The 26,143-nt window shown below is 41.2% G+C and carries 20 protein-coding genes; 4 read left to right on the top strand and 16 right to left on the bottom strand.

Annotation, left to right across the window (positions count from 1 at the left end; all coding sequences use genetic code 11):
* Nucleotides 1-4 precede the first annotated feature (4 nt).
* Both CD03_RS32620 and CD03_RS0106260 read left to right on the top strand, forming a co-directional pair.
* Nucleotides 5-1,336 carry an MATE family efflux transporter gene (locus CD03_RS32620; RefSeq protein WP_044288945.1) on the top strand — a complete coding sequence of 444 codons (1,332 nt, stop codon included), beginning with the start codon at nt 5-7 and terminating at the stop codon, nt 1,334-1,336.
* A 173-nt stretch (nt 1,337-1,509) separates the two neighbouring features.
* Nucleotides 1,510-2,004, top strand: coding sequence for a DUF2798 domain-containing protein (locus tag CD03_RS0106260; protein ID WP_027292902.1), 495 nt, complete (start codon nt 1,510-1,512; stop codon nt 2,002-2,004).
* 182 nt (nt 2,005-2,186) lie between these two features.
* Here CD03_RS0106260 and CD03_RS0106255 read toward each other — a convergent pair whose 3' ends face one another.
* The 13 genes from CD03_RS0106255 to CD03_RS0106200 form a co-directional block, all read right to left on the bottom strand.
* Complete coding sequence (locus tag CD03_RS0106255) at nt 2,187-4,205, bottom strand: ABC transporter permease (RefSeq protein WP_027292901.1); 2,019 nt, start codon at nt 4,203-4,205, stop codon at nt 2,187-2,189.
* The gene (locus CD03_RS0106250; protein ID WP_027292900.1) at nt 4,195-4,962 is read right to left on the bottom strand and encodes an ABC transporter ATP-binding protein; all 768 of its coding nucleotides are present in this window, start codon (nt 4,960-4,962) and stop codon (nt 4,195-4,197) included. The genes CD03_RS0106255 and CD03_RS0106250 overlap by 11 nt, the downstream gene beginning before the upstream one ends.
* A 91-nt stretch (nt 4,963-5,053) precedes the next feature.
* The gene (locus CD03_RS0106245) at nt 5,054-6,052 is read right to left on the bottom strand and encodes a sensor histidine kinase (RefSeq protein ID WP_027292899.1); all 999 of its coding nucleotides are present in this window, start codon (nt 6,050-6,052) and stop codon (nt 5,054-5,056) included.
* Nucleotides 6,049-6,714, bottom strand: coding sequence for a response regulator transcription factor (locus CD03_RS0106240; RefSeq protein ID WP_027292898.1), 666 nt, complete (start codon nt 6,712-6,714; stop codon nt 6,049-6,051). The genes CD03_RS0106245 and CD03_RS0106240 overlap by 4 nt, the downstream gene beginning before the upstream one ends.
* Before the next feature lie 5 nt (nt 6,715-6,719).
* Nucleotides 6,720-6,950: a DUF6783 domain-containing protein gene (locus CD03_RS39865; RefSeq protein ID WP_081820139.1), complete on the bottom strand. Its 231-nt coding sequence runs from the start codon at nt 6,948-6,950 to the stop codon at nt 6,720-6,722.
* A gap of 99 nt (nt 6,951-7,049) precedes the next feature.
* The gene (locus CD03_RS0106235) at nt 7,050-8,318 is read right to left on the bottom strand and encodes an alkaline ceramidase (RefSeq protein ID WP_242849054.1); all 1,269 of its coding nucleotides are present in this window, start codon (nt 8,316-8,318) and stop codon (nt 7,050-7,052) included.
* Nucleotides 8,319-8,676: 358 nt separating this feature from the next.
* On the bottom strand, nt 8,677-9,270 hold the full coding sequence (locus CD03_RS0106230) for a uracil-DNA glycosylase family protein (protein WP_027292896.1): 594 nt from the start codon (nt 9,268-9,270) through the stop codon (nt 8,677-8,679).
* Between the two features lie 3 nt (nt 9,271-9,273).
* Nucleotides 9,274-10,188: a helix-turn-helix transcriptional regulator gene (locus tag CD03_RS0106225; RefSeq protein WP_027292895.1), complete on the bottom strand. Its 915-nt coding sequence runs from the start codon at nt 10,186-10,188 to the stop codon at nt 9,274-9,276.
* Between the two features lie 473 nt (nt 10,189-10,661).
* Complete coding sequence (locus CD03_RS0106220) at nt 10,662-11,804, bottom strand: aldo/keto reductase (RefSeq protein WP_027292894.1); 1,143 nt, start codon at nt 11,802-11,804, stop codon at nt 10,662-10,664.
* 228 nt (nt 11,805-12,032) lie between these two features.
* On the bottom strand, nt 12,033-13,076 hold the full coding sequence (locus CD03_RS0106215) for an NAD(P)-dependent alcohol dehydrogenase (protein WP_027292893.1): 1,044 nt from the start codon (nt 13,074-13,076) through the stop codon (nt 12,033-12,035).
* A gap of 419 nt (nt 13,077-13,495) precedes the next feature.
* Nucleotides 13,496-14,533: a LacI family DNA-binding transcriptional regulator gene (locus tag CD03_RS0106210; RefSeq protein ID WP_027292892.1), complete on the bottom strand. Its 1,038-nt coding sequence runs from the start codon at nt 14,531-14,533 to the stop codon at nt 13,496-13,498.
* Nucleotides 14,534-14,607: 74 nt separating this feature from the next.
* Nucleotides 14,608-15,087: a helix-turn-helix domain-containing protein gene (locus tag CD03_RS0106205; RefSeq protein ID WP_027292891.1), complete on the bottom strand. Its 480-nt coding sequence runs from the start codon at nt 15,085-15,087 to the stop codon at nt 14,608-14,610.
* An 82-nt stretch (nt 15,088-15,169) separates the two neighbouring features.
* On the bottom strand, nt 15,170-15,970 hold the full coding sequence (locus CD03_RS0106200; RefSeq protein ID WP_027292890.1) for a MerR family transcriptional regulator: 801 nt from the start codon (nt 15,968-15,970) through the stop codon (nt 15,170-15,172).
* Nucleotides 15,971-16,184: 214 nt separating this feature from the next.
* On the opposite strand from CD03_RS0106200, the gene CD03_RS0106195 reads away from it, so the two are divergent.
* Together CD03_RS0106195 and CD03_RS0106190 are read left to right on the top strand one after the other, a co-directional pair.
* Entirely contained in the window at nt 16,185-17,921 is a 1,737-nt protein-coding gene (locus CD03_RS0106195; RefSeq protein WP_027292889.1) for an ABC transporter ATP-binding protein, read from the top strand.
* Nucleotides 17,918-19,750 carry an ABC transporter ATP-binding protein gene (locus CD03_RS0106190; protein WP_027292888.1) on the top strand — a complete coding sequence of 611 codons (1,833 nt, stop codon included), beginning with the start codon at nt 17,918-17,920 and terminating at the stop codon, nt 19,748-19,750. Before CD03_RS0106195 ends, CD03_RS0106190 begins: the two co-directional genes overlap by 4 nt.
* 91 nt (nt 19,751-19,841) lie before the next feature.
* On the opposite strand, the gene CD03_RS0106185 is transcribed toward CD03_RS0106190, so the two are convergent.
* From CD03_RS0106185 to CD03_RS0106175, 3 genes are all read right to left on the bottom strand, one after another.
* The gene (locus CD03_RS0106185; protein ID WP_044288943.1) at nt 19,842-20,531 is read right to left on the bottom strand and encodes an AlkZ-related protein; all 690 of its coding nucleotides are present in this window, start codon (nt 20,529-20,531) and stop codon (nt 19,842-19,844) included.
* Nucleotides 20,532-20,754: 223 nt separating this feature from the next.
* Entirely contained in the window at nt 20,755-23,130 is a 2,376-nt protein-coding gene (locus tag CD03_RS0106180) for a glycoside hydrolase (protein WP_027292886.1), read from the bottom strand.
* 201 nt (nt 23,131-23,331) lie between these two features.
* Nucleotides 23,332-26,139, bottom strand: coding sequence for a glycoside hydrolase family 3 protein (locus CD03_RS0106175; RefSeq protein WP_027292885.1), 2,808 nt, complete (start codon nt 26,137-26,139; stop codon nt 23,332-23,334).
* Nucleotides 26,140-26,143: the final 4 nt, after the last annotated feature.

The raw sequence follows: 26,143 nt of genomic DNA, 5'->3' as shown, positions 1-26,143 counted from the left end.
TATTATGAAACAGACACCCATATGGAAAATATTATTAAAATTGTGCCCACCGGTTATGCTTGCCTTATTGATTCAGTCTGTCTACAATATTGTGGACAGTTATTTTGTAGCACAGCATTCAGCGGAAGGATTGACAGCGCTATCGATCATCTTTCCGATCCAGCTTTTGATGACCGCCATTGCAACGGGTACCGGAACCGGCATTAACATTCTGATATCCAGAATGGACGGAGCAGGTGATTTGAAATACCAGAATAATATTATTAAGAGCGGATTATTTTTAGGATTATTTAACTTTCTGGTTTTTACTATACTAGGATTATTATGCATGAATACCTATTGTCAATTTTCTTCAGATCAGCCTATTGTTCGGGAATTGGGAATTCAGTACTGCCAAATTATCTTTGCTTTTTCCCTGGGAATGTTTGTAGAAGCTAACTGCACGAAGATACTGCAGGCAAAAGGAAATATGCTTCTCCCTATGTATGCCCAAATTGTGGGGGCCTTTATCAACGTGGTTTTAGATCCCCTTTTAATTTTCGGGCGTTTGGGGTTTCCGGAAATGGGGATACAGGGGGCTGCCATCGCAACGGTCATTGGACAATGGTGTGCCATGATGATTGTTCTTATTTCAGTAATGCATAAATGTTCGTTAAAGGGAAACTTAAGTCTGCAAAACTGTATTTTAATATATAAAACAGGACTTCCTTCGATCATTATGCAATCCCTGTACACACTTTATATAGTGGGGCTGAATCTGATATTAAAACAATTTACGGAAAGTGCCGTGACGGTGCTGGGAATTTATTATAAATTGCAGACATTCTTTTTTATTCCTCTTATGGGATTACAGCAGGTAATCCTGCCTATAATCAGTTTCAACTATGGAGCAAAAGATCATGACCGTGTGAAGCAGACGCTTCGCTGTTCTATCGTTGTTTCATGCATCGTGATGCTGGCAGGATGTATTATATTTATAACCGTGCCAGAACAGCTGATACTGATTTTTTCTAATAACAAAGAGATTTTGGAAATCGGGCGTTCAGCACTTCGTATTATCTCTGTAAGTTTTATTCCGGCTGCCTTTGTAATCATGTTTACTGTTTACTTCCAGGGGGTCAATAAAGGAAATGCCAGTATCAGTGTTACGATTCTCCGCCAGATAATTCTTCTGGTACCGTTGGCTTGGCTGTTTCATTTTAAAGGTCTTTTCTTTGTATGGTTCACTTTTCCGGTTACTGAGATTCTGGCACTGCTATTTTGCATATGGCTCTATAAGAGAGGGCCCGCCGATGTAAAAGTACATCACGAGTCTTTTGAACTTCCATTAATTTAAAAAAATGCTTACAAAAATCTAATTTGTATGTTATACTTACTTCCGTTAAAAATTCATATGACAAAAATACTTTGGTTTTAATTGGAAACGATACATGTGTGCATTACGCTCGCCTGATTAACGAACAACACACGTGTATTTTTGCGCCCATTTTTAGAAAAGGAGATTCAAAAATGCCAAAAACCAAAGCACAAAATATTATTTTCACAATTCTCATGGCCTTCGCCATGGTCTATGCTATGATCTGTTATAACATAGCAATCAATCGGGGGGGAATGACAAACGAGGTATTCCTTCTGGCGTTTCATGAACTGGTCATTATGTGGCCGCTTGCATTTATACTGGAATTTTTTGCAGTCGAAAAACTGTCCCACATGCTTGCATTTCGTATTGTAACCCCAAAAGACCGCCCGATTTTTATATTGCTGGCAATTTCCTCCATGATCGTATGCCTGATGTGCCCCCTTATGAGTCTGGCAGCAACCATTCTATTTAAAAATCCCGGCAAAGATATTGTTGCAGTCTGGTTTCAGACAACAGCCATGAACTTTCCAATGGCACTGTGCTGGCAGATTTTCTTTGCAGGTCCGCTTGTGAGACTGGTTTTCCGGTCTTTATTCAAAAAGCAGCTTGCAAATTTCGTACCACAAACGGAACCTGAATGTTAATTCAAAGCGAATGATATCTTATTTATATACCACTGCCGGTACCGGCACCAACAATCCCCTGCTGGAACAACGCAAGGGGATGATGTGCCCTGTACAAGTTTCTATCGGGCGTCTGCCTTGTACAGCGTAAAACACTCATATTGATGATTCGAGGGATCAGCACTGAAGGTTAAAGTATTATACTATAATAAATTCCGCAGATGCAGCTTCTTCTGCTGCTGCAAGACATTTTTCTGGTATTGCAGACAAGTGATGATAAAATAACAGCCATATATAAACAGGAAGATTCCATTTGCCCCGGCAAATGATAATAGCAGTGTTTTGCTTACTACAGGGCTGAAGTAACTGATCCCCGCTACATATATAATTACAAAAAGAAACGGGAGCATGATTGGAACTGCAAAATAGACAAGGGTCTGTTTCCAAATCTGCCTGCGTATTTCCACGTCACCCGCACCCATTCGCTGGAGCTGCTCATACTGGTAGCGGTACTTTTTACTGCTGCTCAGAAGCTGGACGGCAAGAATCGTCGCACAGATAAAAATACAGATAAAAGCTGCATAACAACAGATAAATGCCAGCATCATATAGATTGCCTGAAGTTCTGATTTTTCTCCTGCATAAGTGTATACTGCAATAAAACTGGCACCTTCACTTACTTTCTTTTCCTCTAAAAATTGCCTGAGTTCGTATTTGTATTCCGTTTGTTCACGATCTGCTGTCATGGCAAAATAGCACTGCCGTTCTCCGGTCAGTGTATTGAGTGTTTCATCCGGCAAAACTAAGATAGAACCCGTGTTAGTACCGCTTTCATTAATCATATTTTGTGCAAAATCACTCTTCTGAACAGCCTTCAATTTATACTCTTTTCCTTCGGTTGTCAGAGTAGGAAGTGCTTTTTCAAATTTTCCTGCATAATATTCTTCATCTGTCTGAATGTAATATTCATCTGTTTTCAAAGAAACTGTTTCCCTGCCCAGCATTTTCAGCAGTGCATTATAGTCAGAAAGCCGTATGGCACGGTCTTTATTCTGGCTGTCTGCCAAATCTTCAAATTCATTTTCTTCGGACCGTTTCTTTTTCAGAAGCGTAGCGATAATTTCACTGTCATTTAACCTATAGATATGATAAGAATGCTCTGTTGTTACCGTACTTTGCTGTCTGACAAAATCTCTGCAGGATTCTACATCCAAAGTCCCGTAGCGTTCGGAAACCTCTATATCGAAAGGGACTGATTTTGCCAGACTAGTCTCATACGAATTTGCCATAAAGGCAGCTCCCCCAAGTCCCAGCAGGGTCAGAAGTAACAGAATGGAAATGACGCCCATCTGTTTTCCGTTCGTCTTTAGCCTTCCGGTTAGCTGTCTGTAAAAAAAGATATTAAGATGATGCAGGCGGCGTTTTTCATTTTTCTTATAGCGAATCAGAATATTTTCAGACAGATGCCTGTAAAATAGCAGCAGGCTGATGCCTTGCAGGAGTACACCCGAAACCATTAAAAAGATTCCGAAAAAGCCTGACAACTTCTGGACAAATGCAGTACCAAGGCATAGGATTCCAAAAATACCTGTCAAAACTGCGAGAATAAGCTTTGCTTTTATATGTTTCCCTTTATTTGTAGAAGATTTTTCATTTTTCCTTTCATAATGCATCAGTTCTTTAATACGAATCTTCTTTAAGATTTTGTTCTGACGCAGCAGTGAAAGGGCAAACATAATAAAAAAGCAGAGAACGGTCAAGCCAACAGCCGGTAATTGAAACGATAAATCCATATAATAACTCTTATCAAACATCCGGAAAATCACCTGGCTTAAAACAAGATAAAAGAAATTACCCAATACAATTCCAACAAACAGAGTGGAAATACCGATTATCAGCTGTTCCGTCAGAAAAAGACGGCTCATGGTTCTGCGTTCCATTCCCATTGTCATATAGCAGGCAAATTCCCGGCTGCGCTGTTCAAAAATAAAACGGGTTATGTAGGAAATCAGCCACCCCAGAATTAGTACAACCATTATCGTTACGCATAACAGGATACTCATCATTTGCCCCATCAGTTTGTTAAATGAAGCTATTGCATCGGAAAACAGCAGGGAATTGTATGCGAATATTAACGTAATGCTTAAAATAAGTGTAAGAACATAAACGGCATAATCACCCAGGCTTCTTTTTACATTACGCAAGGCAAGTTTAGCGTACATGAGCAACATCACCGCCTAACATGGACATCACATCCAGGATTTCCTGGAAGAACTTCTTTCTGTCTTTATTTCCTCTGAGCATTTCCGTAAAGATCTTGCCGTCACGCAGAAACAGGATCCGGCTGCAGTGGCTGGCGGTAAAAGCGTCATGGGTAACCATTAGAATTGTAATCCCAAGAGATTTATTCAGATCCTTCATAGCATCCAAGAGCATGGCACTGGATGCGGAGTCCAGTGCGCCGGTAGGTTCATCGGCAAGCAGCAGGTCCGGTTCATTCACCAGCGCTCTTGCACAGGCACAGCGCTGTTTCTGCCCTCCGGATACTTCGTATGGAAATTTATGAAGTTCACTACGAATGCCCAGCTTTTCCGCAATGGCATTTACCTTTGGCGTTATTTCCTCCTGGGGCAGTTTGCGTATGGTAAGAGCCAGTTCAATATTTTCTCCCAGGGTAAGGGTATCGAGCAGATTATATTCCTGAAAGACAAATCCCAGATGCTCACTCCGGAAACGTGCAATCTCCTGTTCCGTCAGCTGTGTGATCTCCCGGTCCCTTAAAAATATTTTCCCTGCGGAGGGATCATCCAAAGTAGAAACACACTGAAGCAGCGTTGTTTTGCCGGAACCGCTGGCACCCATAATTCCTACAAATTCTCCTCCTTCGACCGAAAAGTCCACATCATTCAGAGCCTTTGTTACATTTGCATTTTCTCCATAATATTTAGAGATATGTTCTATTTTTAATAATGTTTTCATGTTTATCACCTCAGATATAGCATACCGCCTGTGCACTTTAGAACATAGCATATTTTCTTACAGAAATCTTTCCTTTTCGTAAGAATTGTATCTACAGGCGCAAAGGTAATGCCATGCAGACTTCCGTATAGATATTTTCCTCTGACTGTATGCTTAATCCAATGCCCATATCCTCTGCATGCTTTTTACAGAGATAGAGCCCCATTCCGGTAGAACACAGATTTTTTCTGCCATTCTTTCCGGTGAAACCTTTTTCGAAAACTCTCGGTAAATCTTCCGCTGTAATGCCGCATCCATTATCCCGTATGAAAAAATGCAGATTATCCATCTGAATGCTATAAGTAAACTGAATGACCGGATCCTGGTCTCTCCGATAAACAGCGGCATTATATACCAGCTGGTTCAGTAAAAATAAAATACCTTTCTCGTCTCCATATACTTCCGGAAAAAACTCCGGGATTTCTATCCGCACCCGGTTTTGAATCAACATTTGCTTATTCATGGATAAACACTCATTTAAAACATCCAGGAAATTCACCTTTTTAAATATAAAATCGGTATGGGGACTTTCGCTTCTCCCATAGTAGAGAACCTGTTCTAAATGGTGGTTCATGGTTTCCAACTCCAACAGAATATCCCTGCTGTCTTCGGTCCGCATCCGTTCTGCAATTAATTTAATAGCGGAGATGGGCTGCTTCATATCATGAACATAAGTTTCCAGCCATTCCTGATAATCCCTGCCTTCACGCCTACTAAGCTCTACCTGCTCCAGCATAGATTTTGTACATTCCCGAAGCAGGCACAGATAACCCGTTTCTTCATAGGATTTCGCATCTTTCCATATCTGGGGGAAGAGGTACTTTTCATCCAGCTGGTCAACCAAAACTGCCATTTTACGAAAATATGCCCGCTGTTTCCGGTAACGCAGCAGATTATAACAGAAAATCACCGCCAGACATACAAAAAACAGCGGCAAAATCTGCCACCATCCCAGCTTTAACGCTTTTAAGTAGATGCATGCACCTGACAGACCGATCAGCTGTATCAGAATATAGGTCAGACGCTGCTGCCAGTATAACCGCCCGTTCAAAGCTGATACCCCTGACCGTATCGTGTCTGGATGAGATCACCGGCATCCAGCTCTTTTAACTTACTTCTGAGCCGCGTCATATGGACGCTTAAGGTATTGTCGTCTATATACACCTGATTATCCCAGAGTTCCTCTATCAAATCCACTCTTTTAACAATTTCCTGTGGATGAGAAAACAGATACGACAAAAGGAGGGTTTCCTGCCTGGTGAGGATAATTTCGCGCTCCCCTCTGCACAGCTTCCCTTTGGACGGCCACAGGGTAAAATCCTCCCAGAGCAGCCTGCGGTCCTCAGATAACCCAAAACCGCTTCTGCGGAGCAATGCCGCAATGCGCGCCAGCAGGATCGGCATATTGTAAGGTTTGCGGATATAGTCGTCTCCTCCAAGAGTCATCCCGTACAACTCATCCATGTCGGAATCCCTGCTGGTCAGAAACATAATAGGGATTTTTGAAAAATGGCGGATGCTTCTGCAGATTTCATAGCCATCCCTGCCAGGAAGGGATATATCCAGCAGTATAAGCTTAAAATCACCTTTTTTCACTAAATCCTCTATCCGGTCAAAATCATCTGCCAGTTTAACTTCATACCCATTGCTGCCCAGTTCCCGCGCAAGCTCCCGGCACAGGATCCGGTCATCTTCTATTAATAACAATTTCATATGTATTAGCTCCTATCACATGGTCTAGAGCGTGTTTTAAAATTGCTTTCTGGCAGCTGTGCGTCACAGTTTGTGGGAGATTTGTCCCGGATGAAGGGCGCGTAGCGGGCTACGTAACCTGAATTCGGGGCAAATCTGCCGCAAAGTGGGGCGTACAGATGGCAGGAATGAATTTTCAAACACGCTCTAGTATTTTTTGGCGGCACGCGGGCATTCGCTGCGAAATCCTGATGCATTTCGCAGCTCTCCAAAAAGTTTGAGATATAAGTATTTATCGGTAATTCAAGCTTTATGGAATACTACTCTTCTGTAATGATAGTATCATAGTGAAAACTTTATGACAATGGGAAATTTATACCTCTGGCATTATCAGCAGCAAATCGGATTAATTCTGCTGCGGAGTTCCGCTGCAGCGGAAAGACACGGCCATGGTACCTAAAATAAAAAAGCATGGACCAATAAACTTCATAACCGCCCTTATCGAATTCTTCTTCCGTTGGGAAATAGCCGGTGCACCCATTGGTATATCCGCCAAAATAGAAGTACTCATTTTGAAGCATTTCGGAAACTCGCAGTGCAAATTCACACATAATTTCATTCGCCACACCACAAAGGCAAAATGTGTCCAGGAAAAAATACTGAACTTCTATTTCCTCCTCCTGTACAGTAATCTGGTTTTGTAAAAGACGCTCTACTTCCATAAGCCATGCTGTTCCATCTATGCCACAGGCTTTTGCTGCTTCTTTTGCAATTGCAAGTGCCTGGTCATAGGATGGAACATCTGAAAAAAGAGTGATTTTTTCGGAATACATGGAGATAGATTCCAAATTCCTGGGAATGAGAGATGCTATGACCGGTTCTGTTTCCTGAAGCACAGTCTGCGCCATCTCGTTTAATGCCGCATCAGAGCGGATAAATCGGCTGTCATTGGCATCCGGAGGCAGAATCTTTGATTTAAAATACTTTGGCGCCACATTTCCGGAAGCACCCTGAGTTACCATGACCGGGCACCCGTATTGGGACTGTAATTCATCCCGGACAGTTCCGAAAAAGTCCGGTGAAATTAGATAATTATCAGCTTTCAGCACATTATTGTGAACGGTAAGGCGAAGAAGAATTAATTTCAATGCCCCTTCTTTTGCATCACAGATTTTTAAAATACCGATTCTTCTGTCTAATGCCTCACAACTGCTGCGTCGGTTCACACCAATGTCCGTGTAAGCATTGCCCCAGGCAGCATATACAGGTGTCAAATCCCGGATTGCCTCTGATACTCCGGATTTTACCTGTTTGCAGAGGAATTTAAAATATTCCGGAGCACTGCTATCGTTAGGAGCCGCATGCGTATGGGAAAAGCAAAGCATTACCTTTTCTCTGGAAACAGATAATAGATTCCCAATTTCATCCCGCAAAAAGTCGGCATGCTGTTTTGAAAAACCGATATGGTCGATCGCGGCAAGGCAGCATATTCCGTTATCTGATTCCCAGATAGTGATCTGTGCATACAGTGGCTGTAAAATACCTTTTGACCATTCATCCGTTCGTCCAAATCCAACGGTTTGAATCGAATTTGAAGGGGTGATGTTTTTTTGTGAAAAGCCCATTTTTATGGTGTGCATTTTAGATACCTCGTGTCTTTCTATGCCTTTAGTATTATGTTTTTGGATAATATATGATTTTTTTGTACTGATTCTTTCGTACTGTTCTATTAATTTTAGTATTCTTCAGCACATTACCAATTGATTTTTATTATACCGTTAAGAAACGTTGATGTGCAATACACAGAATATTTAGGTAATGTTTTTTATCATTCCAAGCCTGCTTTATAATGTTTATTATCCTATTTTTTTGAGGAAAGAGTTTTTTCGTTTCGCTGTGATCCTGTTCAAATGGCTTTTTTTAGAGACTAATATAAAAATAAAGCCTGGCAGCTCCCTGTCAGGTTTTATTGAAATTAAATTATTACCGAATCATTTGAATCATGTTTCCAATATCTTCTGCTGCCATCTGAAATTTAGACTTTTCTATCAAGATATTCTGTCCGGTCATGATATAGGATGGCATTAAACGAATCCCTTTGTAGAAGAATTCACTATTTCGCATTTTATAAGTGGAGATAGCAGGAATTGCATTCTTCCCTGTCTCCTTTTTACTTATTAGATTGAATGCTTTTTTTGCAACATCCCCCATAAGCATAATTACTTTTACATCAGGAAAGAATGATAGTTCTTTTTCCAGAAACGGAAGGCTTTTTTCGATATCTTCCCGGCTAACTGCGTATTCTAATTTTGGGATTTTCACTGCATTGGTGATATAAACCCCCAAATCAACAATATCGTCTATGTTGTGTACATCAGCACCTGCCTTCTGGAATAAGGGGATTGCCGTTTCCAAATAAGCGGTTATCCCACCGCCATAAAAATCCTGTCCGGGATCGGCAGGAACCACTTCATTAATCATAATCGCCCTTATTTTTTCAGGCTGAATATCAGCATTACTAAACTGCATATTTACACTTTTACCCGGCAAACGTTCCAATTCATTTTTTATATTCATGTATTATAGCTCCTTCCTGTGATGCTGTAATGCATTTGCACAGCGCTTTATGATGTTTTCTCTTAACTGTCTCGGTGATACGATATCCACTTTGTCCCCGAAAGACATAATAAACTCATACAGCCATTGGGTCTCCGGCACGGCGGCCGTCACCTTATATCCGCTTTTAAGCTTTGTAATATCCTGATCATCAAAAATATCATAGATACGGTAAGCCATTTCATCCGGAAAATGCAATTCTATTTCCATAACCTGCCCCATAACTGCCGACTTGGGGAATACCGGATCATCGGTTCCAATCTTCCTGCAGAACTGCTCTTTTGTAAGTGTGATTTTCTTCATTCTGGAAACCCGAAAAAGCCTCTTCTCTAACCGATAGCGGCAAAAAGCATAAATATACCAGGCTTTGTCTTTATAGACTAGTTTCAATGGCTCGGCTTCTCTTTGCAGGTGGACGCCGGAGGAAGCATAATAAGTAAATGAAAGAACTCTGCTTTCAAAAATAGACTGTTTTAAAATACTAAATATTTTTTGTTCATTTTCTCTGGAAATTCCCCAACGTGAGAAATCTGCCTCGATCCATTTTGTCTGAGCCGTTTGGAAAACAGCACCCATTTTTGTCAGAATATCTTCCGCGTCCTGATATTGTATTGCACAAAGGCTTTGCAGTCCCATCAGAATTTCCTGTTTTTCCTTATCAGATAAAATAGATTTATTCAGGACAAAATGATCCATCAACTGAATGCCGCCCTTTCTGCCTTTTGTGACATAAACAGGTATTCCGGCACTGCTGAGCATGTCCACATCCCGGTAAATAGTCCGAATGGACACTTCATACTTTTCGGCAAGTTCCGGAGCAGTTGCCCGCCCTTTCTCTAAAAGATAATAGATAATTTTAAATAAACGGCCCTCGGACATCCAATTCACCTCTTTCGTTATAGATAAGTTCTATCATATCATGAAAACCCTGACGATGTGTGTCAATATTTACTGTAAACTTTTTGCAAATTTTTCCTTCGAAAAGTGATTTCATATTATTATTCTAAAATCACCTTGGAAGTTGCAGATCTGATCTACGCTTCAGACGTCCATGCAATTACTCCACACCTCATCTTTCCAATACTCATTTTCCGATACAAAACTGTATTTATCTTTATCAGCATGGTGGAACCCGGGAGTTATGGTTAATCACTGTGATGAGGATTCAAACTTTCCATTCATATCAAAAAAAGAACAGCATCACAATCTGTAATTGTAAGCTGTTCTTTTGAGACGTAGTTCTTAAAAAAATTTAAATACATTTATATCCATCTCAACATCTGTGATAACTGCCGACAGCGTACAGCCTGGCGTCCTTTCTCATCTAAACCCAAATATTAGACAGCATAAATTTAATGAAATAATAATTTTGCCTCTTCCATATGTTTGATAACCGGAACACCAAATGGACATCGTTCTTCACAACCGCCACAGGCAATACAGTCCTCTGCATTTGCAGATAAACCGAAATAGTGAGCTTTTATGGTATCCGGAAGTTCTTTTTGCATTTCAGCTAAATCATAAAGCTTATGTACCATTGCGATATCAATGCCGCTTGGACATGGCAAACAGTGACCGCAATAGGTACATTGCCCGGAATATGCATGGCTTGGTGCCCCTGCAAGAACAGTTGCATAGTCTTTTTCTTCTTCTGAAGCTGTCTCATAAGCTACTGCCTGGTCTACGTGGTCAGTAGTATCATATCCAACGAGTACACTGGCTACAGCCGGTCTGGTTAATGCATAATGCAGACACTGGACCGGTGTAAGTGCTACACCAAAAGGTGAAGCTTCTGCCGAAAACAGCCTTCCTCCCGCATAACCTTTCATGACATTGATGCCAACATTTTCACGCTCACAGATCTGATATAACTCTGCACGCTCGGGAGCTATTCCTCCTAATTCATCTGCATATGACTCACTGAAATACTGTGTCATATCCTCTGTGGCGGGGAGCATATCAAATGCGGGATTGATACTAAATAATATCATCTCAATTTCGCCTTGTAATGCAGCAAGTTTTGCAACATCCGGATTGTGAGTGCTCAACCCAATATGGTGTATGACGCCCTGATCCCGCAGTTCCCTGACATACTCCATAAACTCACCTTGTACAATTTGATGAAACTCAGCCGTTTCATCTACAAAATGGATCATTCCCAGATCAATATAACTTGTGTCAAGTCTGATCAGTAAATCCTGAAAAGCTTCTTTTACTTTTGCCATATCCCGTGTTCTGAGATATTGGCCGTCCTGCCACGTAGAGCCCAGATGTCCTTGAATAATCCAGTTGTCACGATGGCCTTTGATCGCGGTTCCTATATTGGAACGTACATTTGGTTCCGCCATCCAGCAGTCTAAAATATTGATACCGCTCTCTTCACATCGCTTGATAACTTCCTTAATTTCTTCTAACGTATGCCGCTCTAACCATTCTGCACCCAGACCAATTTCACTGACACGAAGACCTGTTTTTCCCAAAGTTCTGTATTGCATTTTTTAACCTCACTTTCCTGTATTACCGTATTTTTATTTTAAGTCCAGTATAGCATAAAAACGAGCTTTTTCATATCATTTATATAGGCAGTTCTGTTGATTAATTTTAAATTTTGCACTGTCGATTATTATGTGGTGTTCTAACATAAGTCTACAAAGCGACTTACCGGATATGGTTCTCAAGATATAAAACAGCAGATAAGATCGAATGATCTCACCTGCTGTTTGTTACATTTTTATCACTGCTTTTATCACATCGTCTTTGTGATTCAGATTATAATCTACACCTTTTATAACGTCTTTAAAGTCATATGTATGGGATACAATCTCTTTTAGAGGTATGAGTCCATTGCTCACTGCGCTAATTGCAGCGGGATAAAGATTCCGGTAACGGTATACTGAATAAATGGTGCCTTCCATTGCATTTAAAGTGGCAATATCCAGTTCCAGCACAGGTTCCGGAGACACACCTACTAAGGTTACTTTCCCCGCTCTTTTAATCAAACGGCATGTTTGAAGGGTTGTAATCCTGTTTCCGGCACATTCATATACCTGATCCACCCCTCCGCCTGGAAGAGTCTTTACGAACTCTTCGATATTTTCTGTCTTGCTGTTAAATACTCTGGACGCCCCAAGTTCTTTTGCTTTAGCCAGACGTTTATCCAGAATATCCGCTACATAAATTTCACTGACCCCCCTGGCTTTTAAGGACATCAGTGTAACCAATCCAATACAGCCTGCACCCAGTACTACCGCTGTCTCACCCAGCTTTGCATTGGAAAGTTCACAGGCGTGCATTCCAACCGCCAGCGGTTCCATCAGCGCTCCTTCTAATGTTGATACATGGTCAGGCAGTTTAAAGGTCATGCTTGCAGAATGTGTACAATATTCGGAAAAGACCCCGTCTTTTTCTTTAGGTATAGCCATAAATTTTACTTCTTTGCATAGATTATAATGTCCCTTCAGGCAGTCTTCGCAATGACCGCAGGGAACCCCCGGCTCTAATGCAACCCGGTCTCCCACCATAAATCCGGTAACCCCTTCCCCTATTGCAGTTACTACTCCTCCTGGTTCATGTCCTAAAACCAATGGTCCATCGGGTACCCAGTTCGCAAGCCTTCCTTCAGAGTAAAAATGCAGATCCGACCCGCATACGCCCACATATTCTAACTTAATCTGCAGTTCTCCCCTTTTCGGCTGAGGAATAGGTCTTTCCTCCCATTCCATTTGTAACGGACCGGTCATAACTGCTACTTTCATTGTTCCTTCCATTTTAAACCCCTTCTTTCTGGATGTGATAGTATTTCTTTACATAAATACCTATTTGCAGGATGTGAATGTATTTTTTTACATATATACTAATTTACTAAATTTAATTAAGTGTTGTTTGATTTACAAAAAAGTAATATAGATACTATATGTTTAATCTGCTGGCCATGTTTATTAAAAGTATTATAGCAATGTATATTTTATCTGTCAAGAATATGTTTTAATTTAATTAAGTAAAATTTATTAATAAATATCTTTTTTACCCTTATTTAGTAAATAATATTTAGTAAAGATTGTTTAGCAAAGAATAGTTACAGCACTACAGCCAATAAGGTTTATGGCCAGCGGACGGAGTCCATACTGTGAACAGGCATAAAAAAAGAAGCAGATGTTTACATCTCCATCTGCCTCTTTCCAGGTATCTATTCTGTTTTCACCTCCGGATGGTTTTCTAACTTTTTTACACTTTCCCTTATAATTAAATTGGTTCCGACTTCAATTTTTATAGATTGTTCCCTTGCTTTTTCCATCTTCGATATAAGCAGATCTACAGCAGCAGGTCCAAATATATTTTTAGGAACATTAATTGTGGTGAGTCCGGGTTTCACTACTTCACTGATGGGACGGTCATCGAAACCGACAACCGATATATCATCCGGCACGCTGAGTCCTGCTTCCTGAATTCCATGGATTGCACTGCAGCCTATCAGATCGTTTTCAGCAAAAAATGCAGTCGGATGCTTCGAATTACTTTTGAGATAATTTAATATTCCCTGCTTTACTTCATTTTCCGAGTACCCTACATCTACGACATATTCTCGGTTAAATGCCAGTCCCAGCCGTTTTAACTGGTTCTTATATACCATATACCGTTCATCAAAACTGTTGATCCTCACCTTGCTGCGAAGATAGCCGATATCCCTGTGCCCCATTTCATAGAGGTGCAAAAGTGCCTTACTCGTACCCTGGGTATTGTTAATTGCTACCGCATCAATATCATTTTCCTGAAAAGAATTATCCAGTACCACAAAGGGCAGCCCGGATTCTTTGAAAACCGCAAGATCTTCATATTGCATTTCCACTGCAAATATAATCAGCCCTTTACAATGAGCATTCCCCAGTAAGCATTCCTGTTCTTCTGCGGACATTTTTTTATCCAGATAAATAAAATTTAAGTGATAGCCGTATTTACTGACACTATAATTTATTCCTTCCAGAATACAGGTAAAAAATGGAGATTCATTGACGATATTCCCTCTTCTTTTATACACTACAAAGCCAATACTCCCGCTATTCACCACATTTTCTTTCAACATGTATTCACAGCCGAGTTCTTTTATTTTCCGGATAATTTCCTGTCGCCGCAGCTCTCCCACACCAGGTTTATTATTCAGGACAAGAGAAACCGTTGCCGTAGAAACTCCGATCATCTCAGCAATATCTTTTGCTTTTAGTGCCATAATTCACCTCCATTGCAATTTAATTAATATTACTAAATATTTTACTAAATTGCAAGAGGGAATGTTTCGTTTTTTTATTCTTTATTCGTTTTTCCCATCTGCACTAAAGCATAGGCAAACCATCCGAGACCTATTATAGTTATCCCAACTGACAGCCCAACCGAAAGGCCCGCAAAAAATTGCTGCACATCGCCAGCGTTATTTCCTGCTTCAAAAACCGGTATACGCCCAACCATTACAAGAAATAAACCGATAAATAAATTTTTTTGTGAATTAAGCTTTTCTAATAATTTTAAAAGTTTTAATGCATTTTCATCTGCTATATGATTCAGATTTTCTTCATTGATTGCTTCTCCGGATAGCAATTCATTCATGGAAATATTCAGTATTTCACACAAGCGCATATGTAAAGACCAGTCCGGCATGCACTTTCCCGTTTCCCATTTGGAAACAGACTTATTGGATACGCCTAACATCTCAGCAAGTTTTTCTTGTGTAAGATTTTGTTCCTTTCTTTTGGCAGAAATAAATTTTCCGATTTTTAACTGCTCCATTTAAACACCGCCTTTCCATATAAATATATCCCTTATTTCCTGAAATTCCGATCCCCTGGAGGTAGAATTCAGGTGGAATCAGCTATTTTCCCACCAAAATTTCTACTTTCACAAGATATTCTTCTTCGTCCTGCATAGCTATTTCATTTAGCGGATATTCTTCATAAGCATCTCCGTAAATCTCTATATTTTCACTTTTCAGATATTGAAATAACCTTTCGTAAACCTTATGTGATTGTCCGTAACTGCAGCGGCCATAAGCGGTTGCATATAAGCCTGCGGGTTTGTAGCCGTTGGCGCCCTGCGTTACTTTCAGATAATACCGGTAGACCGGATCGATGGATCTATTTTCCAGAATGTGTTTTGCAATCACCACGCCTATCGGATATCCCAGCTCCATCCCGTGCTCTTCAGCATAGTTATAGAAAGATATCAATTCCTCATCCCCAATCTGGCTCTTTTCAATCGGACACCCCAGAAAAACAGGTTCCCTCTTCTTCTTCAGAATCACAATCTTATCAGTATCTACGGAAAGTGCTTCGTTTGCCATGTTCGTATATAATCTCATCATTTCCTGCATCCGGCTGAGTTTTGTGATTTCTGCCTGAATTTTTTCTTCCTGTGCCTGAAACAAATTTATCATCTGCTCGGGTGTCCGCCCTCTGGCGTAATGTTTGATTTCCTCAATTCCAATTCCCAGTTCCCGAAGGGCTGCGATCAGGTAAGCAGAACCCAGCTGACGACGGGTATAATACCGGTATTCATTCATTCCACGGTGTTCGGGAATTAACAGGCCAATCTTATCGTAGAAAATCAGATTGGCACGTTTTATTCCCGTAAGACGTGCAAATTCACTGATTGTCATATATTGTTTATTCTTCATTTTTATACCCCTTAATAGCGCATGCTGGCTTGTGCCATCCCTAAATTAGTAGTTATGTTTTTTCATTCTTTCTCTCTGGATCCAGTCCAAATAAAAATATTGACCTCTTCTAAAAAACTTCAAAAAAAATACTTGACTGTAAAGTAACTTCATAGTTTATAGTACCATTTAGTGGCAAAATTAGCAACTTATTTATTACATGATGGAGGTATTTATGACATTTTTAAAATCTTTTTTTCTAAAAAACAAAGGAAAATCAGCCATTATGCTGCTCCTTCTTCTGGGGCAGGTGGCAGGCACTCTGTATATACCGTTTTTAATCGCAGGAATCGTAGATAAAGGCATTATGAAGGAAGATATGAATGCCATTCTGTCAATAGGCATACAGATGCTGATCGCTGCAGTTATAACTACAGCGGTTGCGGTACTTGGCAGCTTTTATTCTGCAGATCTGGCGGCTGCTTTTGGCAGGGATATGCGAAATGCCGTTTTTTGCAAAAGCCAGGAGCTGTCTCTTCGGGAATTTGACAGTATCGGTGTTTCTTCTATGATTACACGAACAACATCTGACATTTCCGTTTTACAGCAAAGCCTAGGGATGATCTTCCAGCTGGTTGTTCCGGCTCCTCTTATGGTTATTGCATCTGTTATTATGACTGCAAAGGTAAATTTGTCCCTTACTTTGATTCCGGTGCTCTGCATTGTGTTTTTCTTAATACTTGCATGGATAATTCTGAAAAAATCAGGTCCTCTTTCCGCACAGATTCAGCTGAGAATGGACAATATTAATCAGGTTGTACGGGAATCCATTACCGGAATCCGTGTTATACGTGCTTTTGACAATGGTACTTATGAACAACACCGCTGTGACAAGGCTTTTTCCAGATATGCGGATAATATGATCAAGCTGAATAAACTGTTTGCGCTCCTCAATCCCACCGTTTGGCTTGTGATGGGACTTTCTATGGCTGCGATTGTTTGGTTTGGCGGCTTAATGTCTCTGAAAGGAACCATGCAGATCGGGGAAATTACCGCAGTAACCGAATATACGATTATGACGTTGGGATATCTGATTATGGCTGCATTATCCAGTGTGACCCTTCCAAAAATGAAGTCCTGCCTTGACCGCCTGGAAGAGGTGCTCCACATGACGCCTGAGATTAAAGATGCTCAGATGAAAAACAGCTCTTCCCTGCAAAACGGACCGGCGGTTCAATTTGAACACGTGACGTTTTCTTACCACGGTGCAGAGGAACCGGTCTTACAGGATCTGTCCTTTTCCTGTTATGCCGGAAAGACGACTGCAATCATTGGAGGCACCGGATCCGGAAAGAGCACTATTGCCAATCTCATGCTTCGTCTGCATGATATAAATTCCGGGAAAATTAGTTTAAACGGAACTGATATACGTACAATGTCACAGGAAAAACTGCGGGAAAACATTGGATATGTGCCGCAAAAAGCATTCTTATTTAGTGGTACCATTGCCGATAATCTGCGCATGGGATGTAAAACAGCCACAAAAATGCAGATGCGAAAAGCTCTTCGTATTTCCCAGGCCGAACATTTCGTAGACGGTCTGCACAATGGATTGAATGCCCCGGTATCCCAAAGCGGTTCCAATTTCTCCGGCGGACAGAAGCAAAGACTGTCAATTGCCCGTGCACTGATCAAAGAATCACCGGTTCTGATCTTCGACGACAGCTTTTCCGCTTTGGATTTTAAAACAGATGCGGCTCTGCGAAGAGCATTAAAAAAGGAAACACCACAGACAGCAAAGTTAATTATCGCCCAGAGAATCAGTACCATTATGGATGCTGACCAGATTATTGTACTGGACGAAGGCAAAATCGCAGGAATCGGAAAGCATACAGCATTAATGCAAAACTGTCAGGTCTATCAGGCGATTGCAAAAAGCCAGTTATCATCAGAGGAGGTTACAGCAGTATGAAACAAAATAAATTTACAAAAAAGAAACCCGTTGTTGACATAGAGGTTTCGGATATACCACAAAATACAAAAGCAACGGTAAAACGCCTGCTGAAACGTCTGTCAAACCAAAAAGGCAAACTGATTTTAGTTCTGCTTACGGCTTTATTGAGCAGCGCAGCCTATGCATTGATGCCACTTATGGTAGGTGCCGGGATAGACAATCTCTTAAAGGCTTTAAAAGCTTATAAAAAAGGATCAGACATTTTGTTCTTAGTTAGCGATGCACTCCTGGTTCCGGTTCTGATGATTGGTGCTGCTGCATTGGCAACCTGGATCCTTTCTTATATACAGCAATATATAATAGCCAGTGTTGGAGAAAAATTTACGTTATCACTTCGGCAGGACATCAGTGCAAAAATCACGAAACTGCCGCTACGCTATTTTGATTCCCATAAAACAGGAGATATAATGAGCCGCATTACCAATGATCTGGAAAAGGTTTCGGAGGTCCTGCAGGTGGGATTGATGCAGTTTATATCCTCAGTCTTTACCATTCTGATTACTGCAGTGGCGATGCTGTTATTAAGTCCAGGTCTATCCCTTCTGGTCCTTGTCTCAGTAGCTGCCAGTACGGTGGCAACCAAATTTGTCTCGGATCTGAGTCAGCGCTATTTTGCACAGAATCAGGCGGCAGTTGGTGAGTTAAATGGCAAGGTGGAAGAACTCTATACCGGAAACCGCATAATTAAAGTATTTAACCAGCAGTCTGAAGCGATTGATGAAGTCCTGGCACTGAGCAATCAACAGTTTGAGGCTAACCGGAAAGCCCAGTTTGCAAATTTTGCCATTTATCCGGCAATCCGTATTATTAATCAGCTGGGATTCGTGGCAACCGCCCTGGTGGGAGGATATCTGGTTCTGCAGGGACAGATTTCCCTGGGAATCATCCAGGCATTCCTGCAATATGAAAACCAAATTTCAGAACCTGTCACTCAGGCATCTTATGTCATTACTTCTCTTCAGGCAGCAATTGCAGGTGCAGAACGTGTGTTTACCATTCTGGATGAAGAGGAAGAACCGGCAGATGCAGCTAATGGCTATTTACCTCCATCCAATGGCCATGTAAGTTTTAATCAAGTAAAATTCGGATACTCTCCGGAGAAAATATTAATGCACAATCTGAATCTGGAAGTGCATCCAAATGAAATGATCGCTATTGTAGGTCCTACCGGTGGCGGAAAAACGACTCTTATTAATCTGCTTATGCGTTTTTATGATCTGAATGGCGGCAGCATCTCCGTAGACGGTGTGGATATTTCAGCCATGCCCCGCGGAGAACTGCGCCGCCGCATTGGGATGGTTCTGCAGGATACCTGGCTGTTTGAAGGTACCATCGCAGAAAATATAGCCTATGGAAAAATGGACGCTACACCGGAAGAAATTAAAAGAGCTGCCCGTGCTGCTCGCTGTGACCATTTTATACGTACGCTGCCAAATGGTTATGATACCGTAATATCCAGCGAGGCATCCAACATCTCACAGGGGCAGATGCAGCTTTTAACAATCGCGCGTGCGATGCTGACCAACCCTTCCTTTATGATATTAGACGAAGCGACTTCCAGCGTAGATACCAGAACCGAAGTGGAGATTCAAAAAGCCATGGCAGATCTGATGAAAGATAAAACAAGCTTTGTCATTGCACACCGTCTTTCTACTATAAAAAATGCAGACTTAATCTTAGTGGTAAAGGATGGGGATATTATAGAACGCGGTACGCACAATGACCTGATAATGCAGGATGGATTTTATGCTTCTCTTTATAACAGTCAGTTTGAGGCATCTGCATAGAATTATCAGATATATTCTATTTTTTGTTCCTGATAAAAAGGCGTAAATGGAGGAATACAATCCTTCACTTACGCCCTACATACACACAACATTATCCCAAAACAAATTTTTTTATCCTCTTCGAATCTGCCTTTGGATTATAACGCATGATCTGGTCTGAAATTCGCTGTAAAGCATCTTCGCCTTTTATATGTCCGGCTTCTTCTAACATATCATCCGGAAAGAAGTCTTCCACAAGACAGAATACAGTAGATGACCACCCATACTCCTCTCCTTTTTCCGATAGTTTCTTCTTCTGTCCGCACATGGTAATATACATTTTCATCTGCAGTTCTGTTAAACCACGTTCAAATGCAGCTTTATCTTCTTTCGAGAATCCGCCTGCCTGTTTCAGCAGATGCAGGGGCATCCTTCTCTGCTCTTTTAATATTTCATAAATTATTTTGGCTGGATGGCTGATCTTTCCCTGGGCATACGCTGCTTCAAAACTGGTTTTGTCACGGCGTGCGGCATAAAAATAGGGATACCATTCTTTTGTAATGAATCCACTCTTTTTAAAAAACAGCTTTCCATAGGCAATATCATCCCGTTCATTTAAGACCCTCATACGCCATTCCCAGGGATCAGTATCTGCTTTTTCCGTATGCCACTCAATCTCCTCACCAAAATAATTGCACAGGGAAAAGATTTGTTCATCATTCGTTCCACCCATACTCATTCCGGTTATTAAAAGTGATTTTATAAAATCGTTGTAACACTTGATTGTTTTTATTTCATCCATTGTTTTTATCCTTTCATTTACAGAATACCGGTATCATGCACCGGAAATAATTTTTCTTTATTATATCACAGGAAACAGGACAACTGTATGTCATGTTGCGATTTCAAAACCACTACAAAAATCCACTGCCGCTGTTTCCCAAAGAAGACCATACCGGTTAATGGCATGGTCTTTGCATGGTGAATTTGATTAATTGCTATTTTAATTAATACACATATAAATATTATCCGGCTTCAGGAGTATAGATTACACTATTCCCATTCTGCTTCATCAACACAGAATGCGCAGGTATATTTTGATTTTCATATTGGAAATCTGCATCTGTAAAATTAGCCACTGCCGTTAATTGTTCTCCATAATTTGTCATCTGCACCAGTCCATCATCAGTAAGGTATTCAAAATCCGTCATTTCTTCCTGTACGGCTTCTTTACTAAATTGTGACCAGGCAGCAGTATGGCTTGTAATTGCTGTTTTATATTTTTCCCATTCTGTGCTGTCCAGATGATAGAGCGGCGGTACATTGTAGAGAACTTCTCTAAGCATACGGTCTTCCACTTTATCTTTAATTTTAAATGTTGACCAGTCCCAGTGATATGTGGTAATTACAGAATCATTGTAAACCAGTTTATACAGCGGAACATCATACCTGGGATTCAGGAATATCTGTGCATATTGCTCTTTCACAGGAACTTGCCGTGTAAAACGTTCTGCGGCCCCGCCCTTTGGATTATAATATTTGCCTATATAGTATTCGCTGTCTTTATTGTTCTTCATATCCTCATCCATCCAGGAAAAGCTCTGCAGTTCTATTCCATGGGCAAATGCTATGGTAGAAGCGGCAAAATCGCTGCCTCCTTCCGAACCGATTACTTTATTGCTGTCCCGTATCAATGACATCCGTTCCAGTCTTGCCTGCAGATCCTCCTGCTGGGTTGTCAAATGTTCCGGTGTATAATCATCATATATTTCTCCTGTTGCATCACAATCGATAAACCAGGAGTTAAATCCCACTCCATTCCCTTCGATGCTCTGCAGGCGCTGCTCTACGGCGGGTATGGATAATGTCGGATTCAGTTTTCGTCCTACATTCTGAAATCCTGTGATTTTTTCCCCATTCTTATCTTCAATTACCGCATTTTCATAGAGGGACGTATCCTGGAATGCAGCCGTAATCCATTGTTCTTCACCTGGTTTGTGGATGGAATGGTAGGAGTCATACGGTCCAATTAAATAGTCCTTAGAAACTGCAGTTGCTACCAGCTCCGGCTTGGCATATGCCTGTTCCCAGCTGTTTAACCCGATCCAGGCATGGTCTATCCCGTTTTCTTTCAACTCCCGGACAAGATTTACCGTTTCCTGATTCATCCAATTATCCACTTCTAAAAATACCTCAGGTAAATTAGCAGCCAGAGCATGTTTATGAAATTGCAGCTGCTCTGATTCACTAAGGTTATCCAATCCTTTCTTAATGCAGCTTTGCATAAATGGATCCTGGATGTGTAAAGCTTCCTCCTGATAAAAATCATCCTGTTTCAAAATTTCACTCAAAGCCCGGCAGACAATATCCTGTTGGTATTCACCTACATAATCCTGAGACTTTATTTCATCTAATGCATTGATTGCTTCATCACCCGATTCTAATTGTGCAATACGCGTTTTTAACCACTCCATCACACTGCTGTCAATGGAGCCGCGAAATGCCTGCCAATTCACATCTTCCGAGGAAATGATTAACTCCCCCCAAAGATAAATGTGGGGTGCACCATAAAGTTTTTGGATATCTGGATTTTGTGCTTCCTTTTCTTTTAAAGTTACAAACTGTCCCTTTTCCATGACGTAACTGCGATAGATTTTAGCCGCTGCAACCGGGTCATTTTCTGTTAAGTAAAACCGGAATCGCTGTTCTTTTTCCGGATCGATTTCCGGGTATTCGTGTTTTAGGGTAAAAATATTCTCGCTGGTTTCTGAAAACATAAGCTCGCTGCGATATGGATTTTCTAAAACCGTAACTACGGCGTTTTCTCCCTGTGCCGCAGCCCAAAATGGCATAGAAAGCTGCTCCATAACGGAAACGGATGTTCCTTTCAGATAGTTGTTCCAGACGGGATCATCTTTTGGTACTCTTTTTCCTTCCCCCAAAGGAAGATAATACATATCTCCGGAAATAACAGGCCAGTTAAATTCATTATCCATTTCTTCTTCTGAACGTACGGATACCTCCAGATAATCTTCAGCAGGAGTTATGGTTACTGCTATTTTCTCCTTGGGATATAACCAACTGGTCACACCTTTTTCCTGTGTGAAATTTTCTACCAGACGCTGTTCACCGGGTTGGGAAACAACCACGGTTTCCTTACCCTTCTTTACCTCCAAAGTAAAAGTTTCCGGATTCACTTCATAGGCTGGCGATGATGTATTAACATTTTCATCCCCTGGCTCATTAAACTTTGTACTTTTGGACTGCACGTTATCATTTGTTTCTTGATGCTGAACTTTATCATTTGTTTCATCTGTTGAAATTTTTGAAGCACATCCGGTTAAAACCCCCATGATGACCCCAATTCCAAGACATAGGTTCAAAAGCTTTCTTTTTGTCATTTATTAACCCTCCTTTAAATTTGTACATTACATACCATAAAGGATTCATGTGACAGGCATTTGACAAAATGAAAAAATAAAAATTGAAAAACTCCAGGCAAATCCTTTCGGCTAAGCAGAAAGCTTATACCGGATGAATTTCCCAGGAGTTTCCCTGAAAGTACTATAATTGTAAAATTATATATGAATATTTATTGTTTTTTACCCTCTGAATTCAATCCAGCCAATTGTCATATCCGGCTTTACCAAATCCAGACGCAGTTCATAATAACCGGGTTCCAGTTCAACCTTGATGAGCTTCTGCGTGATTTTATTTCCGTCGGTACCGTTGAGTTGGACCGTGGTCATGACTTCCCCATTTAAAATCATATTTACAGTTGCCTGTGCCTGATTTGTTCCCTGTGAAGAAAGTTCGCCTACAATGCTGTATATTCCAGGATTTTCTACTTTCAGACATACGGTTTCCCCATATTGCGGTGTGATCTTCGGTAGTTCAGACAGTAAATAACAGGTTTGGTCTGCTGTTATGCTTTCTGTTATACCTTCTGCAGCGGATTTTTTTGCCGCAAATTTTTGAATTCTGGCTGCTTCTTCCGGTTTTCTTTCGAAGGCAGGAACCTGCATCAGGAACTCGCATATATTTTTTGCACATCTCTGAAGTTCGCCTATCGTAAGACATCCTTTTTCCAGATATTCCAGTGTATTATCGTTCATGGCATTTACTTCTGCACCATTATTATTGACAACCATGTAAATATCGTTTTGTGCCCGTACCATGAATGCAGTGTTTTTCTTATCTGCAGGTCCGCCATTTACGTTATCATTCATCATTGCCCACCAATCGGTCATGACGATTCCATGGTATCCCCATTCACCCCTTAATATAGTGGTATTTAAGTCATAATTAGAAGCTGACCAATGACCATTTACCGGATTGTAAGAAGTCATGATGGATGTTGCCTGACCTTCTTTCACTGCTATTTCAAAAGCTTTCAAATAAATTTCACGAAGTGCCCGTTCTGAAATAATAGAGTCTGCATGGAAACGAGCTGTTTCCTGATTATTTCCTGCGAAATGCTTCACTGTACCCACACAACCTGATTTGCGTATTCCTTTTACTGCCGCGCAGGCAAAACATCCGGTCAGATAAGGATCTTCCGAGTAATATTCGAAATTACGTCCGTTCAGCGGGTTTCTGTGTATATTCACGCCCGGCCCCAGCAAGGTATCAATTTCGTTATTCCGTAATTCTTTTCCTTCTAATTCATACAGTTCTTCCATCATCGGAATATTCCAGGACGAAGCCAGCAAGGTTCCGATGGGCATCTGCGTAGCTTTTAATCCGCTTTCCATCCGAATTCCGGAAGGGCCATCCGCCGCACAGGCGATGGGAATTCCATATGCTACTAATGCATCACCTACACCGCCAAAAGCTGCTGCCGTCCCGGGAGTTACTTTTGGGCTGCTCATCCCTTCACCGCGCACAATGCAAGCCAGCTCATCTGTGTTTAACTGGGCAATAAAAGCATCAATATCTGATTTTCCCTCCGCTACATCCTTGAGCTTAATTCCTTTGTCACCGGTCTGCTGCATTGTTTCCGGCAAACGCTCCGTAATTCTGTCCTGCAGTAAAATTGTCTGCAGCGGGGTCTCTTCCTGTGTAATTTGATAAATTCCTTTGCTATCGGGTTTGCCCGGTTTTATTCTCTGGAAGGCCCTTACAGGTGCCATTGCCTCTTCCAGAGTCTCAGATACGGTCAGAGAATCGATGATATATGCACCTTTTTGATCTACATCTGCTTTCACTAAGTCACGCACACTGTTGCCCACAAAGATCTCATAAGCACCTGCTTCCAGTACATAACAGGATTTATTTCCGGTAATGCCGCTGTCATCATAGGAAGCCATAGCTGCAACTGGAAAACTAATAAGCAATGTTGCTTCTTCATTTGGCTGTAACTTCTCAGTCTTGGCAAACGCACGCAGTTCTTTTACAGGTTTTCCCAGTACTCCCTGGGGTTCTCCGCTGTAAACCTGAATGACTTCTTTTCCAGCATAGGCACCTGTATTTTTAACGCGGACTGCAAGTTCTATTTTGGCATCAACACCATCACCTGTGGACTTTGCTTCTGCCACTTCTATATCAAAATTTGTATAAGATAATCCAAATCCAAAAGGATACTGCACTTTTTCCGGGGCAAAGGTTTCGAAATAACGATATCCTACATAGATATCTTCCTGATAAAAATTCTGTTCTTTACTTCCGAAATTACTGGTAGATGGATAGTCTTCCAGCCTGTAGGCAATAGTATCCGGCAGTTTTCCACTGGGATTTACTTCTGCTGATAAGACATCTGCAACGGCAAGACCGCCGGTCATACCTCCCTGCCAGATGTATAGGATCGCCTTGATATGATCCTGATAAGCAGAATCTTCTGCCCAGCTCATATCTATAATATTTGCAACATTCAATAAAACTGCAACTTGTTCAAAGTGACGTGTCAGAACTTCAAGGTTTGATTTTTCCTCCTGAGTCAGACGGTATCCGCCTTCTGCATCTGCATTATCCTGATCTTCTCCTGCAGTACGGCCTATGATAAAAATCGCCTTTTTAGATTTTTCCCGGGCATTTTTTGCAAGATCGTCCGTGATCAGCATTTCTTTTTGATGCCACGGCTCCGCTGCCCATCCGCCGCCTCCGTCGTCAGCAGGATTTTTGGCTATCCACTCTTCATACAGCTTTACCAGTTCATCATTGAGTTTCATTTTTTTGTTCTGGCGGATTCCATCAATAATATTGCATACATATTCTACATTCACCGCACCACCTGATCCGGTACCGCTTCTATAATAATCAAATTGGCATCTTCCAAATATAGAAACCACCTCGTCTTCTAAAACCGGCAGCATGTTGTTTTCATTTTTCAATAACACTGCTCCTTCTGCGGCTGCAATTCTGCTGTAATCGGCCAGCTCCGGCAACGGAACTCCTATTGTATTCTTACTCATATCT

This window comes from Robinsoniella sp. KNHs210, assembly GCF_000686105.1.
GTDB lineage: Bacteria > Bacillota > Clostridia > Lachnospirales > Lachnospiraceae > Robinsoniella > Robinsoniella peoriensis.
This window is presented reverse-complemented; position numbering and strand designations above follow the sequence as displayed.

Excerpts from the sequence above, each read along its gene's own strand:
- CD03_RS0106210 (WP_027292892.1), bottom strand. The coding sequence starts at position 14,533 with ATGGCACTAAAAGCAAAAGATATTGCTGAGATGATCGGAGTTTCTACG.
- CD03_RS0106205 (WP_027292891.1), bottom strand. The coding sequence starts at position 15,087 with ATGGAGCAGTTAAAAATCGGAAAATTTATTTCTGCCAAAAGAAAGGAA.
- CD03_RS0106240 (WP_027292898.1), bottom strand. The coding sequence starts at position 6,714 with ATGAAATTGTTATTAATAGAAGATGACCGGATCCTGTGCCGGGAGCTT.
- CD03_RS0106190 (WP_027292888.1), top strand. The coding sequence starts at position 17,918 with ATGAAACAAAATAAATTTACAAAAAAGAAACCCGTTGTTGACATAGAG.
- CD03_RS39865 (WP_081820139.1), bottom strand. The coding sequence starts at position 6,950 with ATGCATCAGGATTTCGCAGCGAATGCCCGCGTGCCGCCAAAAAATACT.
- CD03_RS0106260 (WP_027292902.1), top strand. The coding sequence starts at position 1,510 with ATGCCAAAAACCAAAGCACAAAATATTATTTTCACAATTCTCATGGCC.
- CD03_RS0106200 (WP_027292890.1), bottom strand. The coding sequence starts at position 15,970 with ATGAAGAATAAACAATATATGACAATCAGTGAATTTGCACGTCTTACG.
- CD03_RS0106185 (WP_044288943.1), bottom strand. The coding sequence starts at position 20,531 with ATGGATGAAATAAAAACAATCAAGTGTTACAACGATTTTATAAAATCA.
- CD03_RS0106195 (WP_027292889.1), top strand. The coding sequence starts at position 16,185 with ATGACATTTTTAAAATCTTTTTTTCTAAAAAACAAAGGAAAATCAGCC.
- CD03_RS0106215 (WP_027292893.1), bottom strand. The coding sequence starts at position 13,076 with ATGGAAGGAACAATGAAAGTAGCAGTTATGACCGGTCCGTTACAAATG.
- CD03_RS0106255 (WP_027292901.1), bottom strand. The coding sequence starts at position 4,205 with ATGTACGCTAAACTTGCCTTGCGTAATGTAAAAAGAAGCCTGGGTGAT.
- CD03_RS0106175 (WP_027292885.1), bottom strand. The coding sequence starts at position 26,139 with ATGAGTAAGAATACAATAGGAGTTCCGTTGCCGGAGCTGGCCGATTAC.
- CD03_RS0106230 (WP_027292896.1), bottom strand. The coding sequence starts at position 9,270 with ATGAATATAAAAAATGAATTGGAACGTTTGCCGGGTAAAAGTGTAAAT.
- CD03_RS0106225 (WP_027292895.1), bottom strand. The coding sequence starts at position 10,188 with ATGTCCGAGGGCCGTTTATTTAAAATTATCTATTATCTTTTAGAGAAA.
- CD03_RS0106220 (WP_027292894.1), bottom strand. The coding sequence starts at position 11,804 with ATGCAATACAGAACTTTGGGAAAAACAGGTCTTCGTGTCAGTGAAATT.
- CD03_RS32620 (WP_044288945.1), top strand. The coding sequence starts at position 5 with ATGAAACAGACACCCATATGGAAAATATTATTAAAATTGTGCCCACCG.
- CD03_RS0106250 (WP_027292900.1), bottom strand. The coding sequence starts at position 4,962 with ATGAAAACATTATTAAAAATAGAACATATCTCTAAATATTATGGAGAA.
- CD03_RS0106235 (WP_242849054.1), bottom strand. The coding sequence starts at position 8,318 with ATGGGCTTTTCACAAAAAAACATCACCCCTTCAAATTCGATTCAAACC.
- CD03_RS0106180 (WP_027292886.1), bottom strand. The coding sequence starts at position 23,130 with ATGACAAAAAGAAAGCTTTTGAACCTATGTCTTGGAATTGGGGTCATC.